Genomic DNA, 15,418 nt, shown 5'->3' with positions numbered 1-15,418 from the left:
AGCCCGCGCGCCGAACACCAACAGCGCGGCGAGCTTGAACAACTCGGCGATGAGCTCGCCGAAGTGCTCGAACGACTCACGCTGACGCTGCCCGCGTCCACGGGGCTCGCCGACGACTTCGAAGCGGGACATCCGCATTGTTACGGATCCGACTCTTTATATGTGAGCATTGCTCATATATGGTCGCTGACGCTATGAGGAACCCCTGGTTGTCGCCGATCGCCGTCGTGGTGCTGGCCGCCGTCATCGTGCTGGGGGCGGCTTTCGACCCGTCGGGGCTGGCCGCGCCGTACACGTGGACGGGCGCCGACCTGCTACCCGTCGCCGGGCTGTGGCAGGTGGCCGCGCCGGCCGTCTATGTGCCGCTGCTGCTGGCGGGAGTCGGGACGCTGACGTGGGTGATCGCACGCGAGGCAGCCCCGCTGCGTACGGCACTGCTGGTGTGGGGCGCGGTGGTGTGGTCGGCGATGGCGGCCAAGCTGATGATGTCGCTGGCGATGGCCTTCGGTGATGTGGTCTACCTGGCGTGGTCGACCGGCTTCACCGGCGTCAAGGCGGCGATCTTCGGCCTGCCGGTCCTGGCGGCCACCTGGCTCACGCAGTTCCTTCGCCGCCGTCTCACCTCACCCTCTGCGAGTTCGACCTCCCCACCCTCCCCAGGGTCGGGCACCGGACCTGCGGCGGCCTCAGAGTCGTTCTTTCCGCCGGCTCCGGGGCCGGGGTGGGTGGCGGCGGGGGTGGCCGTGGTCCTGGGTGCGCTGGTAGGTGGAGTTTGGTGGGGCGGCTCACCCGTCGGGTACGCGATCGGCGACTCCCCGCTGGCCCCGGCGCCCGAGGCGGGACCGCTGGGCCGCATCGCCGCCGTCACCCTGCTGGGCGTGACGACCTGGGCGCTGAACCGCCGGCTCGGTACCGCCGCCTCGCCGCGGGCCGTCGTGGCCGGGATCTCCGCGCTGGGAGCGGCCGCGACGCTGGGCCTGGCCCAGGCGGCCATCGGGCTCCCCGGCGACCTGGCGGGCTGCGACACGTTCTGGGCACCGGCGATCATGCTTCGTCTCGCCCCCGCACTCTCTTTCGGCGCCCTCCTCGCCTTCGCGACGGCAGCCCTCGTCGCCCTCCTCCCCGCCACCCTCCCGGCGCGAAGAACCGTCCTTGTTCCGGCGCGTACGGGCTTCACCGTTTCTGCGGCGACAGGAATGGCGGCTGTCGTGGGCGCGGCGGCGCTCGCCATACCGCTCGCGCAACCCGGAACCGCCACCGCGCAGCCACCACGCACCAAGGGCCTGACACTCTCAGCCGACCGCAGGATCGTCGACACCGACGGCAATGAGGTGCTGCTGCGGGGTGTGAACGTCAACCAGCTCGAAGACTACTTCCAGAAATTTCCGGACAAGGCGGTGACGCGACCGCTGACCGAGGCCGACTTCGTCGGCATGGAGCAGATGGGCTTCAACGTCATCCGCCTCGCCCTTTCCTGGTCAGCCCTGGAACCCCGGCCCGGCCACTACGACCCGGCCTACCTCGCCAGGATCTCCTGGGCCGTCGAGACGGCGGCCAAGCATGGCCTGCACACGGTCATCGACATGCACCAGGACGCCTGGGGCAAGGGCGTCGACGCCGCCCCTGGCACCACCTGCGCGAAGGGTTCCCCGATGCACGGCTGGGACGGCGCACCCACCTGGGCCGATCGCTTCGACGGCGCCCCCAAGTGCGAGTTCACCGGACGCGATATCTCTCCCGCCGTCGCCCGCGCCTTCACCAACTTCTACCAGGACAGGGACGGCATCCAGACCCGCCTGGTCGCCGCCTGGGGCATGCTGGCGGAGCGGTTCGCGAGCGAGCCCATGGTCGCCGGATACGACCTGCTGAACGAGCCCGGCTTCGGCGAAGCCCCGCCGATCACCTCCGGTGTGCTGCTCGGCCGCTACTACGACCGAGCGATCAAGGCCATCAGGGCGGGCGAGAAGCGCGGCTTCCCGCACCTGATCTTCTTCGAGCCGTCCGTGCTCTGGTCGGGTCTGGGCTTCGAGGTCTCGGTGCCCAAGGACTTCACCGACGACCGGCTGCTCGTCTTCGCCCCTCACCTATACAACGAGTCGATCACCATCGACCAGGGCACCGGCGTCACCATCACGAGCATCGAGCGCGGCTTCGACCTGGCGAGCCGGGCGGCGGCGTACTACGGCGCGGGGCTCTGGTCGGGAGAGTGGGGGTGGTTCGGCGACGCTTCCTCGGCCCCGATCAGGAGATACACCGACCACGAGGACCGGCACCGAATCGGCGGTGCGTTCTGGGTCTGGAAGCAGTCCTGCGGCGACGCCCACGCCGGAGCCGAATCCAGGACCGGCGGCAACCTCATGATCGAGGACTGTGCCACCGGGAAGGACCTGCCCCCACCCCCCGAATACGTCGCCGAACTCTCGCGCCCCTACCCCCGTTCCGCCCCCGGCCGCCTGACCGGCCTCACCTCCGACCAGGCGAGCCTCACGGCGCAGGGCGAGGGCGCCGGATGCGGCCTCGACGTGTGGTTCCCCGGCGGCGCCCGGCCGGTCGTCCGCAGTGCCGGACTCACGGGCGTCGCCGCCCGGCAGACACCGGGCGGCTGGCGCATCAACGGCTGCGCACGGGGCGCCTACACCCTGACGGCACACCGCTAGACGATCGAGTGCAAGGGATCGCCCGCGGAAATGAACGCTCGCCGCCGACCTCCACTCCGGTGGCGTACGGCCGATCCCGGGAGGCGGTCGACTCTCACTCGACACGGGTCAGGCGGACGAGGGCGCTCGCGTGACCGCGGCCCGGCAGCTCAAGCGGGAGGCCATGAGCCAGCAGAACGGCCCCGTGATGGACGGCGCCGGTGTCGTCGTCGCGGTAGCGGGCGTCCGGGTCCAGGGCGCGCAACCGCAGAGGCGCGGGCGGGGCTCCGAAGGGGGACGACAGCCGCCAGGCGAGCACGACGACCCGGCCGTCCGCGACATACTGGGCACCGGTCAGCGGCGGCTCCCCCAGCCGGTAGTGGACGCCGTGCTGCACGACCGGGCGGATCTCCTTGTAGAGCGCGACGAGCTCCGCCGCCTCTTCGCGCTCGGCGGCGCTCCAGCGCGACAGGTCGCCGCCGACGCCCAGCACTCCGGCCATCGCCACATGGAAGCGGAACCGCAGCGGCAGATCCCGGCCGGTCAGGAAGTTCGGGCTGTCGGTCACCCAGGCCGCCATCGTCCGGGCGGGATAGATCTGCCCGAACCCGTGCTGGATCGCGATCCGGTCGGCGGCGTCGGTGTTGTCGGAGGTCCACGCCTCGTCGGTACGGCGCAGCACACCGAGGTCCACCCGGCCGCCACCGCCCGCGCACGCCTCGATCCGCAGCCGGGGATGGTCGGCGCGCAGCCGGTCCATCACCTCGTACACACCGCGCACATGGTCGATCCAGGGCCGGCCCGGATCGCCGGCCCCGGGCCGCCCCACCTCGGTGAGAGCCCGGTTCATGTCCCATTTGAGGAAGTCGATCCCGTGTCCGCCCACCAGCCGGTCCAGCCAGTCGTGCGCCCATGAGGCCACCTCGGGCCGCCCGAAGTCGAGCACGAGTTGGTTGCGCAGCAGCGTGCGGCGCCGGTCCGGCTCGTGCAGCACCCAGTCGGGATGGGCGCGGTAGAGGTCGCTGTCGGGGTTGACCATCTCCGGCTCCACCCAGATCCCGAACCGCATGCCGAGCCGGTGCACCTCGGCGATCAGCCCGTCCAGCCCCGTGGGGAACTTGCCGGGGTTCGGCACCCAGTCACCGAGCCCGGCCCCGTCACTGTCGCGCGCGCCGAACCAGCCGTCGTCCATGACGAACATCTCCGCGCCGACCTCGGCCGCGAGGACCGCGAGCCCCTTCTGCCCCTCCTCCGTCACCGCCCAGCCGGTCGCCTCCCACGAGTTGTAGACCACCGGGCGCAACTCGGCCCCGGCGGGCAGCACATGCCGCGCGATGTACGCGTGCCAGGAGCGGCTCGTCCCGCCGAATCCGTCCGGGCGGTACAGGCCCGCGAAAACCGGCGTCTCCAGCGACTCGCCCGGCTCCAGCCGCCAGGTGACGCCGTCGTGGCCGAACCCGCCGCTCCAGCACAGGCGCTCGGCGGGTGAACGGTGCAGCGTGATCCGCCAGCTCCCGCTCCAGGCCAGCGCGGTGCTCCACACCTCCCCGTGCTCCTCGCCGGCCCCACCGTCGTCGATCATGAGCCATGGATTGGCGTGATGCCCCGATACGCCTCGCCTGCTCGTCAGCACGGTCTCCCCTCCTGGGAGAGCCTCGCGTCGCAGCCGGAACTCACTGCCCCACGCCCCGGTCACATGGCTCAGCCGGTAGCCCGCCAGATGGGGAACACTCCACGCGGCCGAGTCCACACGCAGCACTTCCAGCGGCGCGTCACCCCCCGAGTGCCGCAGTACGGTCCACCGCTCCAGCACGTCGCCGTCCTCATGCACCCGGTAGTGCAACTCGGCCGCGAGCGGACGGCACCGGTCGTGCAGCCGGATCGTCAGATGACCGCCCTCGACCGTGTGACCGTCGAAGCGCCACTCGATCTCCTGCCCTCCGCCCGGGAAACGGACCTGGAGGGCGGGCGGCCCGAACCCGGCGACAGGAAACTCCGCCCCGTCCGCCCGCGGGTGCTCGAAGCTGCTGTCCGCCGGGTCGCGGAAGGGCGGTACGGCCGCCGCCTGCTCCAACGTCAGGGCGCGCCCCCAGTGCACGTGCCGGGGAGTGCCGTCCTCGTCCAGCCGCAGCGCGTACGCGGTGGTGGGCGTGCTGAGCAGCCAGATCCGGTGGCGGGGGTCGAACTCGATCACAGTGGGGCGCTCCTCGCGAGGGTCGGCGACGGTCCGGAAGTGTAGAGCGCGGCCACCCCAAATTAAATTCTTGACGAAGTTAATTAGTTGACCCTACGGTAACCCGCATGCCGAGAAGCCAGGGCTCCAAGGCGCCCGTCGCCAGCCCCGCCGCCGCAGCGGTCTTCACCACGGTCCTCACCCGGGGCCCGGCGAGCCGGGTCGACGTCTGCCGGCTCACCGGCCTCTCGTCCGCGGCGGTGACCAAAGCCGCCCGCCCCCTGATCGAGGCGGGCTACCTGCGGGAACTCGCACCCACCGAGCGGACGGCGCCCGGCGCGGGCAGGCCCGCCAGCCCGCTGGCGATCGCGCCGGAACGTGAGTACTTCGTCGGAATCAAGATCACCGGTGATGACCTCATCGGTGTGGTGACCGATCTCGGCTCCCGGATCGTGACCTCCCAGCACCGCCCGGTGCCCGGATTCGACGTGCGGACCGACGCCTCCGCCTCTTCCATGGAACCCGCCGACGTGGTCGCGGCCATCGCCGCGCTCACCACGGAGCTCTTGGACGAACACCCCGACTTCCGAGAGCGGGCCCATCGGCTCGGCGTCGCCATCTCCGGCGACGTCGACCGCGACACCGGCACCGTGCGCTACTCCCCCTTCCTCGGCTGGCGGGACGTCCCGCTCGCCGCGCTGCTGGATGAGGCCACCGGGCTCACCACGACCCTGGAGAACGACGTCAAGGCCCTCGCCGTCGCCGAGCACTGGTTCGGTGAAGGCGTCGGCGCGTCCTCCTTCGCCCTGGTCACCGTCGGCACCGGCATAGGCAGCGCGTTCGTCGTCAACGGCGGTCTCGTCTCCGGCGCGTTCGGCGTGTCCGGGGAGATCGGCCATGTGCCGATCGGCGTCGACGGACCGCGCTGCCACTGCGGCGCGACCGGCTGCCTCGAAGCGCTGGCCTCCACCCAGGCACTGCTCACCGAGGCGCGCCGCGCCACCGGCGTGGACGATCTCACCATCGACCAGGCGGTCGATCGGGCCCGCTCGGGCGACCAGGTCCTCCGCAAGGTCTTCGCCATCGCCGGCCGGGCGATCGGCCTCGGCCTGGCCGTGGTGGCGAACCTCCTCGGCCCGGAAAGCCTCGTGGTGTCCGGCGAAGGACTCGACGCCTACGACCTGTTCGAGGAGTCGATCCGCGAGGCGTTCTCCGCCCAGGCATACGGCAGCGCGGGGCGGTGCGGCCTGACCATCCGCCCGCTGCCGTTCGAGGAATGGGCGCGCGGCGCGGCGACCGTCGCCGTCCAGTCCATGGTCGGTACACCCGGCTGACAGACCACGCCTGCCGCGCGCGGCCCGGACGGCGCTTCGCGGCACTGTGGCCCGTCGACGAGACACCTCGCCGGCTCGGAGTTTCCGCGTGGCCCGGGAACGGGCGGAGGCTCCGCTCCGGCCTCCTCCTCTCGACGCATCCGCCCGGGACCCACTGGATCCGCGGTCGCGCGGGCGGCGTTCGTCAGGCAGTCCCCAGCACCATCTCCGGGAACACCGGCCCGCGTCATGGGCCGGCGGGCGGCTCGGCCCCTCAGAAAGGAACCCCCCGAATGAGCACTTCCCTGACATCCCGCCGCGCCTTCCTCGGCGGATCGCTCCTCTTCGTCGGCGGCATCGCGCTTGCCGCGTGCGGCAAGGACGACGCCGTCAAGGCCGGCGCCAAGGTCACGCTGGAGCAGTGGTACCACGCCTACGGCGAGGCCGGCACCCAGCAGGCGGTGATCCGGTACGCCAAGGAGTACACCAAGGCCAACCCGGACGTCGCCATCAAGGTCAACTGGATCGCGGGCGACTATTCCGCGAAGCTCCACTCGACGCTGCTCACCCCGCAGGCGCCCGACCTGTTCGAGATCGGCGACTTCCAGTACGTCGACGTCAAGAACGGCCTGCTCGCTCCGCTCGACGACATCATCAAGGGGCAGGAGGCCGAGTACTCCAAGGCCTCACTGGACTCCGCCACGGCCGACGGCAAGCTCTACGGCCTGAAGATGATGGACGACGCGATGGTCCTGTACTACCGCAAGAGCGTCCTGGAGAAGGCCGGGATCGCCGTGCCGCAGACCTTCGCCGATCTGGCCGCCGCCGCCAAGAGGCTCACCAGCCGGGAGCAGAAGGGCCTGTTCGTCGGCTCCGACGGCATCGGCAACGCGGCGTACCTGCTGCTGTGGTCGGGCGGCGGCGACCTGCTCGATCCCGAGGGCAGGAAGGTCGTCTTCAACTCGCCCGAGGGCGTCGCCGCGATCTCCGGACTCAAGCAGTTGCACGACGACAAGTCGCTGCTGCTGGACTTCACCACCGACTGGTACGACCCGGGCGCGTTCGTCCAGGGCGCCGCCGCCATGCAGTGGTGCGGTCTGTGGGCCATGCCCGCCATCAAGAAGGCGCTCGGTGACGACTTCGGCGTCATCGCGTGGCCGAAGTTCGGCGACACGGGGCAGGCGGTCTCCCGCATCGGCGGCTGGTTCGCGGCCGTGAACGCCAAGAGCAAGCACGCCGAAGAGGCCAAGAAGTTCATCGAGTGGCTCTGGATCAAGCAGGCGGATCTGCAGAAGGACTGGTGCGTCAGCTACGGGTTCCACGTCCCGTCGCGCAAGAGCGTCGCGGCGCGGACCACCGAGTTCGGCTCGGGCCCGGCGAAGGACGCCGCCGACGTCCTGGCGAACACCGGCAGGGCCTACCCGAACCTGTGGAACACCACGATGGACTCCGCGTTCGCGCAGGCCGTCCTGAAGATCGCCAAGAGCGGCGGCGACGCCAGGTCGCTGCTCGACGAGGCCGCGGCGAAGGCGCAGGCCGAGCTCGACAAGCAGCTGGCCTGAGCATGTCAGACACCGCCACGACCGGGCAGACGGCCGCCGCCGCGCGCCCGGCCGGGGTCCGGCCCGGCCGCCGCGGGCGGCCGACCGACTGGAGGGCCGTGGGCGCGTTCGCCGTGCTGACCGCGCCCACGGTCCTCGGCCTCGGCCTGTTCAAATACGTCGCCATCGGCTGGAGCTTCCTGCTCAGTTTCAGCGAGGCTCGCGGCACCGTCGATCTCGGATCCTGGGTCGGCTTCGACAACTACACCTTCCTGCTCGGGGACGAGGCGTTCCGGTCCTCGATGACCGGGGTCATCCTGTTCACGATCTTCATCGTGCCGGTGACGTTCGGCATCTCGCTCGGGCTCGCCGTGCTGCTGCACGGGATGCGCCGCGGCCGGGCCTTCTTCCGCACCGGTTTCCTCATCCCGGCCGCCGTCTCCTATGTCGTCGCCGCGCTGATCTGGAAGATGAGCCTGTTCAACGGCCTGCCGTCCGGCGTCGCCAACACCATCGGCGGGCTGTTCGGCTGGGACGTCCAGTCCTGGATCGCCAGCACCGACCCGCCCCTGTACTGGATCGTGATCATCACAGTGCGCCTGTGGCTCCAGGTCGGCCTCTACATGATCCTGTTCCTGGCCGGCCTCCAGGCCATCCCGGTCCACCTGTACGAGGCGGCCGCACTGGACGGCGCGTCCCGGTGGGCGCGGTTCCGGCACATCACCCTGCCGATGCTGCGCAACACGTCGGTGGCGATCCTCATGCTGATCCTCATCGCCGCGTTCCAGGCGTTCGACGAGTTCTACAACGTGTTCATGACCACCACCGGCAACTCCACCGCCCCCGTACGGCCGCCGCTGGTGTTCCTGTACGACACCGCGCTCAAGGGCCAGGACTACGGCGTGGGCTCGGCGGGCGCGTTCCTGCTGACCCTGTTGATCGTCCTGGTGACCCTGCTGCAGGGACGCCTCGTCGGATTCGGCCGGAAGGACTGACCATGCGCAAGACCACGCGCAGGACTCCGGCGACGGTCCTGACCTATCTGGTCGTCGGCGTCGCCGCCGTGCTGTTCCTGGCGCCTTTCTACTTCATGCTGCGCGCCGCGCTGATGACCGGGACGCAGGTCACCGACCCGGACTGGCACTGGCTGCCCGACCCGTTCACCCTGCGGGGCTTCACGGACCTGTTCGACGACCCGTCGGTGCCGATGGCGGGCGCGCTCGGGAACTCCTTCGTCATCGCGATCGTCACCGCGCCCGTCTCCACCCTGCTCGGCTCGATGTCCGGCTACGCCCTGGCCCGCATCTCGGTGCCCGGCCGCGGCGTGGTCATGTCCTTCATCGTCGTGACCCTGATGATCCCGACCTCGGCCACGTTCGTGCCCACCTTCGTGCTGGTCAGCGCGATGGGCGGGGTCGACACCCTGTGGGGTGTCATCGTGCCCGGCCTGTTCAACGCGTTCTCGGTGCTGCTGTTCCGCAACTTCTACCTGAAGTTCCCGCAGGAGATCGAGGAGGCGGGCCGACTGGACGGCCTGGGCCATCTGGGCGTGTACTGGCGGCTCGCGCTGCCCAACTCGGGCGCCCTGCTCGCCTCGCTGGGCACGCTGTCGTTCATCGAGAGCTGGAACGCCTTCCTCTGGCCGCTCGTCATCGGCCAGGACCCGGAGTCGTGGACCGCCCAGATCGCGCTGTCCACGTTCCTGACCTCGCAGTCGATCAACCTTCCCGCGCTCTTCGCCGGCGCCGTCGTCACGATCCTCCCGCTGGTCGTGGTCTTCCTGTTCGCGCAGCGCCACATCGTCCAGGGCATCGCCGCCACCGGAATGAAGGACTGAGCACATGAGTTTCACCGACCGCCTGGGCGGACTGGGCTTCGGCGGCGACTACAACCCCGAGCAGTGGCCGGACGAGCTCCGCGCCGAGGACGTGCGCCTGATGGCAGAGGCCGGGGTCAACCTGGTCACCGTCGGCGTCTTCGGATGGGCGCGGGTCGAGCCCGCGCCCGGCGCGTACGACTTCTCCTACTTCGACACGGTGATGGACGAGCTGGCGGCGGCCGGGGTGACGGTGGACCTCGCCACCATGACCGCCTCACCGCCGCCCTGGCTGGCCACGGAACACCCGGAGATCCTGCCGGTCACCCGGTCGGGCACCGTCCTTGCGCCGGGCGGCCGCCAGCACTACTGCCCGTCCAGCCCGGTCTACCGCGACCGGGCCACCAGGCTGGTCGAGGCGCTCGCCGCGCACTACAGGGACCACCCCGCCCTGGGCTTCTGGCACGTGGGAAACGAGTACGGCTGTCACGTCGCCGAGTGCTTCTGCGAGGAGTCGGCCCGCGACTTCCGTCGCTGGCTGCGCGGGCGATACGGCGACGTCGAAGGGCTGAACGCGGCCTGGTGCACCGACTTCTGGTCCCAGCGCTACACCTCGTTCGACCAGATCCTGCCCCCCAGGCTCGCGCCGACGTACGCCAACCCCGCCCAGCAACTGGACTTCACGAGGTTCAGCAACGAGGCGCTGCGCGCGTGCTTCGAGGTCGAAGCGGCGATCCTGCGACGGGTCACACCGGGTGTGCCCGTACTGACCAACTTCCTCGCCCACCACAAACCGGTGGACGTGCACTCATGGGCCGACCGGATGGACATCGTGGGGCTCGACAGCTACCCGGACCCGTTCCGGCCGAGATCGCACGTGGCGGCGGGCCTCGCCTACGATCTGGCCCGCGGCGCGCACGGCGGCGACCCCTGGTACCTCGTCGAACAGGCGCCGTCGGCGGTCAACTGGCGGCGGCGCAACGGCATCAAGGAGCCCGGCCTGATGCGCCTGTGGAGCTGGCAGGCGATCGCGCACGGCGCCGACGCCGTCCTCTACTTCCAGTGGCGGCAGTCGCGCGGCGGCGCGGAGAAGTTCCACTCCGGAATGGTGCCGCACGCGGGTCCGGACACCCGGGTGTTCCGGGAGGTCGCCGCCCTGGGCGCCGAGCTGGCCGCGGTGCCGGAGCTGGCCGGAACCCGCGTGGTCAACGACGTGGCCGTGCTGTTCGACTGGAACAGCTGGTGGGCGCTCGAGCTGGACTCCCGGCCGTCCGACGGGCTGAAGGCCGTCGACCGAGCGCTGGATCACTACGGCCCGCTGTTCGACCTGGGCGTGGGCGTGGACGTGCTGCCGCCCGGCGCGGACCTGTCCGCTTACAGACTGGTCGTGGTCCCCAACCTCTATCTCCTCACCGACGAGCACGCGGGGAGACTGGCCGGCTACGTCTCGGCCGGAGGCCACCTGCTGGTGTCGTTCTTCACCTCCGTGGTGGACGGCAACGACCGGGTCCACCACGGCGGCTGCCCGGGGCCGCTGCGCGAGGCGCTCGGCCTGCGCATCGAGGAGTACCGGCCCGCCGCCGAGGGTGAGACGTTCCCGCTCGGGGAGGGCACCGCCGATCTGTGGCGAGAGGACGTACGCATCGAGGGCGCGGACGTCCTGCTGGCCTTTGCCGACGGCACACCCGCGGTGACCAGGAACGGGTTCGGCACGGGCACGGTCCGCTACGTCACCACCCGTCCCGATGAGACGATCATGCGTACGGTCCTGGCCGAGGCGCTCGCCGAGGCCGGCGCCGAGCCGGTGCTGCGCGGCCTGCCCGACGGCGTGCAGGCCGCGGTGCGCACGGGCGGCGGCGGGGAGTTCCTGCTGTTGCTCAACCACACCGACGAGGCCCGCACGGTCGATCTGCCCCACCCGTTCCACCACCTGCTCGCCCCCGGGCGCCCCGAGGTCGAGCAGGTCACCCTCCACCCCCGCGACGTCGCGGTTCTCGCGCGTCACTCCAGATCTGAGGTGCCTTGATGCGATTAGGAGCACTCCTGGCGGTTCTCGCCACCGCACTCGGCGGCCTGGCCGCGGCTCCCCCTCCCGCGGCGGCCGACGCGCCGACCCCCCTGGCGGCGTCCTGGGAAGGACCGCTCAGCACCCGCGGCCGCTACATCGTCGACTCCACCGGCACGCGGTTCAAACTGCGGTCCGGCAACTGGCACGGCGCCAGCGGCACCTGGACCGGCAGCGGCGACGACGAGAACCCGGCGAACAACTATGCCTCGGAGACCTCTCACCGGGTCCCGCTCGGCCTGGACCGGGCGCCGATGAGCAAGCTGATCGCGGACTTCCACACGCTCGGCGTCAACAGCGTCCGCCTGCCGTTCTCCAACGAGATGCTCACCGACGCGCGGCCCGTCACCGACGCTGGCGTGGCGGCCAACCCGCAGTTGCGCGGCCTCACTCCCCTTCAGGTCTACGACAAGGTCGTCGAGGCGCTCACCGCCGACGGGTTCGCCGTCATACTCAACAACCACACGACCACCACCCGCTGGTGCTGCGGCGTCGACGGGAACGAACGGTGGAACAGCGGCCAGACCACCCAGAAATGGCTGGACGACTGGGTCTTCATGGCACGGCGGTACCGCGCCAACAAGCGGGTCGTCGGCGCCGACCTGCGCAACGAGGTACGCCGGGACACCTGGGACAACCCCAACTGGGGCTGGGGCGACGACCACGACTGGGCCGCCGCCGCGCAGCGGGCCGGCGACCGGATCCTCACCGAGGCCAACCCGGACATGCTGATCATGATCGAGGGGATCAACTGGTCCGGCATCCCGGTCGACGGCATCTGGCACGACAGGCCGATGCTCAAGCCGGTCGCGACGCTCTCGCAGACGCTCGTCCGCTCGCACAAACTCGTCTACGCCGCGCACTTCTACGGCTACACCGGCCCGCAGCACACCGGCGCGGACGGACTGGGCGAGACCCATGACGCCCGATACCGGGACCTGAGCCGCGCGGACCTCTTCACGGCCATGCGCGACACCGCCACCTACGTGGCGACCACCCCGGACCGGCACTTCACCGCCCCCGTCTGGATCAGCGAGTTCGGCGTCGGCAAGGTCACCACCGACAAGGACAGGGCCTGGTTCGCCAACATGGTCGACTTCCTCATCGAGAACGACGTCGACTTCGCGTACTGGCCGATGGTCGGCTTCCAGGAGAACGACCAGGGCAACACCTGGGGTCTCGTCCGCTACGCCACCGACGGCGGCCTGCGTAGCGTGTCCGACGCCGACGACTGGCGGGCGGCGCACTGGCGCCGCCTGATCGACGCCACCGGGTACACCGGGCAGGTCGCCCCCATCCGCACCTGGTCCATGCTCCAGGCCATCCGCGGCGATGCGAACCAGTCCGCGCGAATGCGCGCCCAGGGCGACTGGGACTCCGGCGCCCACAAGCTGTCCTGCCCGGACGACCAGCGCCTGATCGGCATCAGCCAGAAGGGCCAGGGCGGCCTGTGCACGGACGCCGGAGCGGCGAACCTGTGGGAGTCGGGCGACGCCAAGGTGGTGAAGAGTGAGAACGTCACGACCGACTGGGCGTACGGGTTCACCAAGTACCAGTGCCCCAACGGCCAGTTCATGATCGGCTACAGCCTGCGCGGCGACAAGATGTCGGCCGTCCTCTGCGCGCCCGGCCGGATCCCGTTGGCCGGCGCCGGCCGGACCCTGTGGGACGACCGGGGCGACAGCCGTCCCGCGTCCGGCGAGGGCGGCGACTACGCCTCCGGCTACTACAAGGCGCAGTGCGCCTCCGACGAGTACGCCGCCGGAATCGCGTTCTCCAACGGCGTCGGCCGCTACGGTACCCCCGACGCTCTCTACTGCCGCAAGCTCTGAAAGGCCTCCGCCTCCTTGTCTGCACTTCCCTCGTCCCTGCGGGCGGCGCTGGCCCGGCCGGTGCCGCCCGGGGGGCTCGACTCGATCCGGCACGTCGTGTTCTTCATGCAGGAGAACCGCTCCTTCGACCACTATTTCGGGACACTGCGCGGAGTGCGCGGGTTCGGTGACCGCAACGCCGTCACGCTGCCGGACGGCCGGCCGGTGTTCGAGCAGTCCGGCGTCCTCCCCTACTCCGTACGCGCCGGTACGGGTGACCGGGACCTGACCGAAGGCGACCTCCAATATGTCGAGGGCGTCGACCACGAATGGGACACCGGGCAGCGGACCCGGGGCGACGGCTGGCACGACGGCTGGATCGCGGGCAAGGGACCGGGCGCGATGGTCCACTTCGACCGTCGTGACCTGCCGTTCCAGTTCGAGCTGGCCGACGCCTTCACCCTGTGCGACGCCTATCACTGCTCGATGTTCGGGCCGACGAACCCCAACCGCCTCTATCACTGGTCGGGAACCGTTGGGCACGAGCCGGCCGGGCGGCGCACCACGGCGAACGACGCCTGCGTCGAGGACACCCACCCCGGCTACACCCACACCTCCTACCCCGAGCGGCTGACGGCGGCGGGCAGGACCTGGCGGGTCTACCAGGAGTGGGACAACTACCAGTGCAACTCGCTGGACTTCTTCGCGTCCTTCAAGAGGGTCGCGCGTGCGGCCCTGGCCCACACGCCCCATCGGAGCCTGCACTCCTTCTACACGTCGATCGCCGGGCTGCCCGAGCGGGAGCGTGAGGAGATGCTCGCGGCGCTGGAGAAGGGAGTCGCGCAGCTCGCCCCGGCGGATCTGGACGCCTACCGGCGGGGACTGTCCAGGGTCGCGCCGGGGCGGCTCGCCGCGTCCTTCCGCGCGGATGTCGCGGAGGGACGGCTTCCGCAGGTCTCCTACATCGTCGCGCCGGAGGCGTACTCCGAGCACCCCGATCCGTCCAGCCCGGCGCACAGCGCCGGACTCGTCCACGAGATCCTGGACGCGCTCGCCTCGCACCCGTCGGTCTGGGAGCGGACGGCGCTGTTCCTCACCTTCGACGAGAACGACGGGTTCTACGACCACGTGCCGCCTCCGCTGCCGCCGGAAGGCACCGAGGACGAGTTCGTCGACGGGCTCCCGATCGGGCTCGGCTACCGGGTGCCGATGACGATCGTGTCGCCGTGGACCGCCGGAGGGCACGTCTGCTCCGAGGTGTTCGACCACACGTCCACGATCCGGTTCGTGGAACGCTGGCTGGGCGTCGCCGAGCCCAACATCAGCTCGTGGCGACGGCGCGTGGCCGGCGATCTCACCTCGGCGTTCGACTTCACCCCGGTCGCGCGCCCCGCGCCCACGCCCAGGGTGCCGGACACCGGCACGGCCGTGGCCGTCCCGCCGTTCCGTGTGCGCTGGCGGGCGACGCCCCCCGCGGAAGGGCGGCTCGCCAGTCAGGAGCCCGGCACGCGGCCCGCCCGGCCGCTGCCCTACCGGCCGGAGGCGTCCGCCGTCCTGGCGGACGACGGGCTGATCGTCACCATGACCGACGTCGGGGATCGGGGCAGCCATTTCGCGCTCTATCCGTACGCCGGGGAATTCGCGTCCCCGCGCCATTTCGACGTGCTCGGCGCGGAGTTCGTCACCGTGCCCGCCGGGGCGGAGGGATACCGGCTGATCCTCACCGGCCCGAACGGGTTCCGGCGCGAGTTCGCCGGCTCCCGTACCGGCTCGGCCGCCCGGGTGGCGGTGTCCTCCTGCGGTGCGGGCCACCGGCTCTCGCTGACGATCGCCAACCCCGGACCGGTGCCGTTGACGTTCACGCTCGAAGCGCTCGCCTACGGCTCCGGCCGGCGCGAGGTGCTCGTCGCGGCCGGAGACCGGACGGTCCTCGACTGGGACACCGCGTCCGGCTGGTACGACCTGCGGCTGACCGTCACCGAGGACCCGTCCTTCCATCGGCGGGTCATGGGCCACCTCGAAAACGGCCATGCCGGCGTCTCCGGCTGACGCCTTCGCTCCCG

Annotated in this window: 9 protein-coding genes; 8 read left to right on the top strand and 1 reads right to left on the bottom strand. The window is 70.8% G+C overall.

Going from position 1 to position 15,418, the window contains the following annotated elements; genetic code table 11:
* Positions 1-194 precede the first annotated feature (194 nt).
* Positions 195-2,657 (top strand): cellulase family glycosylhydrolase, encoded by a 2,463-nt coding sequence (locus AWQ70_RS37760; RefSeq protein ID WP_157530134.1) that lies wholly within the window; start codon positions 195-197, stop codon positions 2,655-2,657.
* Positions 2,658-2,751: 94 nt separating this feature from the next.
* On the opposite strand, the gene AWQ70_RS17970 is transcribed toward AWQ70_RS37760, so the two are convergent.
* Entirely contained in the window at positions 2,752-4,830 is a 2,079-nt protein-coding gene (locus tag AWQ70_RS17970) for an alpha-galactosidase (RefSeq protein WP_067177407.1), read from the bottom strand.
* 107 nt (positions 4,831-4,937) lie between these two features.
* Here AWQ70_RS17970 and AWQ70_RS17965 point away from each other — a divergent pair, with 107 nt between their 5' ends.
* The 7 genes from AWQ70_RS17965 (at position 4,938) to AWQ70_RS17935 (ending at position 15,404) form a co-directional block, all read left to right on the top strand.
* A complete protein-coding gene (locus tag AWQ70_RS17965) occupies positions 4,938-6,143 on the top strand; it encodes an ROK family protein (protein WP_067177404.1) in 1,206 nt (401 codons plus the stop codon).
* Between the two features lie 272 nt (positions 6,144-6,415).
* On the top strand, positions 6,416-7,684 hold the full coding sequence (locus tag AWQ70_RS17960; RefSeq protein ID WP_067177402.1) for an ABC transporter substrate-binding protein: 1,269 nt from the start codon (positions 6,416-6,418) through the stop codon (positions 7,682-7,684).
* 2 nt (positions 7,685-7,686) lie between these two features.
* Positions 7,687-8,658: a carbohydrate ABC transporter permease gene (locus AWQ70_RS17955; RefSeq protein WP_067177400.1), complete on the top strand. Its 972-nt coding sequence runs from the start codon at positions 7,687-7,689 to the stop codon at positions 8,656-8,658.
* A 2-nt stretch (positions 8,659-8,660) separates the two neighbouring features.
* Complete coding sequence (locus tag AWQ70_RS17950; RefSeq protein ID WP_067177398.1) at positions 8,661-9,500, top strand: carbohydrate ABC transporter permease; 840 nt, start codon at positions 8,661-8,663, stop codon at positions 9,498-9,500.
* 4 nt (positions 9,501-9,504) lie between these two features.
* Positions 9,505-11,505, top strand: a complete 2,001-nt coding sequence (locus tag AWQ70_RS17945) for a beta-galactosidase (protein ID WP_067177397.1) — start codon at positions 9,505-9,507, stop codon at positions 11,503-11,505.
* The gene (locus AWQ70_RS17940; protein WP_067177395.1) at positions 11,505-13,376 is read left to right on the top strand and encodes a glycoside hydrolase family 5 protein; all 1,872 of its coding nucleotides are present in this window, start codon (positions 11,505-11,507) and stop codon (positions 13,374-13,376) included. Before AWQ70_RS17945 ends, AWQ70_RS17940 begins: the two co-directional genes overlap by 1 nt.
* A gap of 15 nt (positions 13,377-13,391) precedes the next feature.
* Positions 13,392-15,404: a phosphocholine-specific phospholipase C gene (locus AWQ70_RS17935; RefSeq protein WP_067177394.1), complete on the top strand. Its 2,013-nt coding sequence runs from the start codon at positions 13,392-13,394 to the stop codon at positions 15,402-15,404.
* The last annotated feature ends 14 nt before the right edge of the window (positions 15,405-15,418 follow it).

The sequence above is a fragment of the Microtetraspora niveoalba genome (genome assembly GCF_001570405.1).
Classification (GTDB): domain Bacteria; phylum Actinomycetota; class Actinomycetes; order Streptosporangiales; family Streptosporangiaceae; genus Microtetraspora; species Microtetraspora niveoalba.
This window is presented reverse-complemented; position numbering and strand designations above follow the sequence as displayed.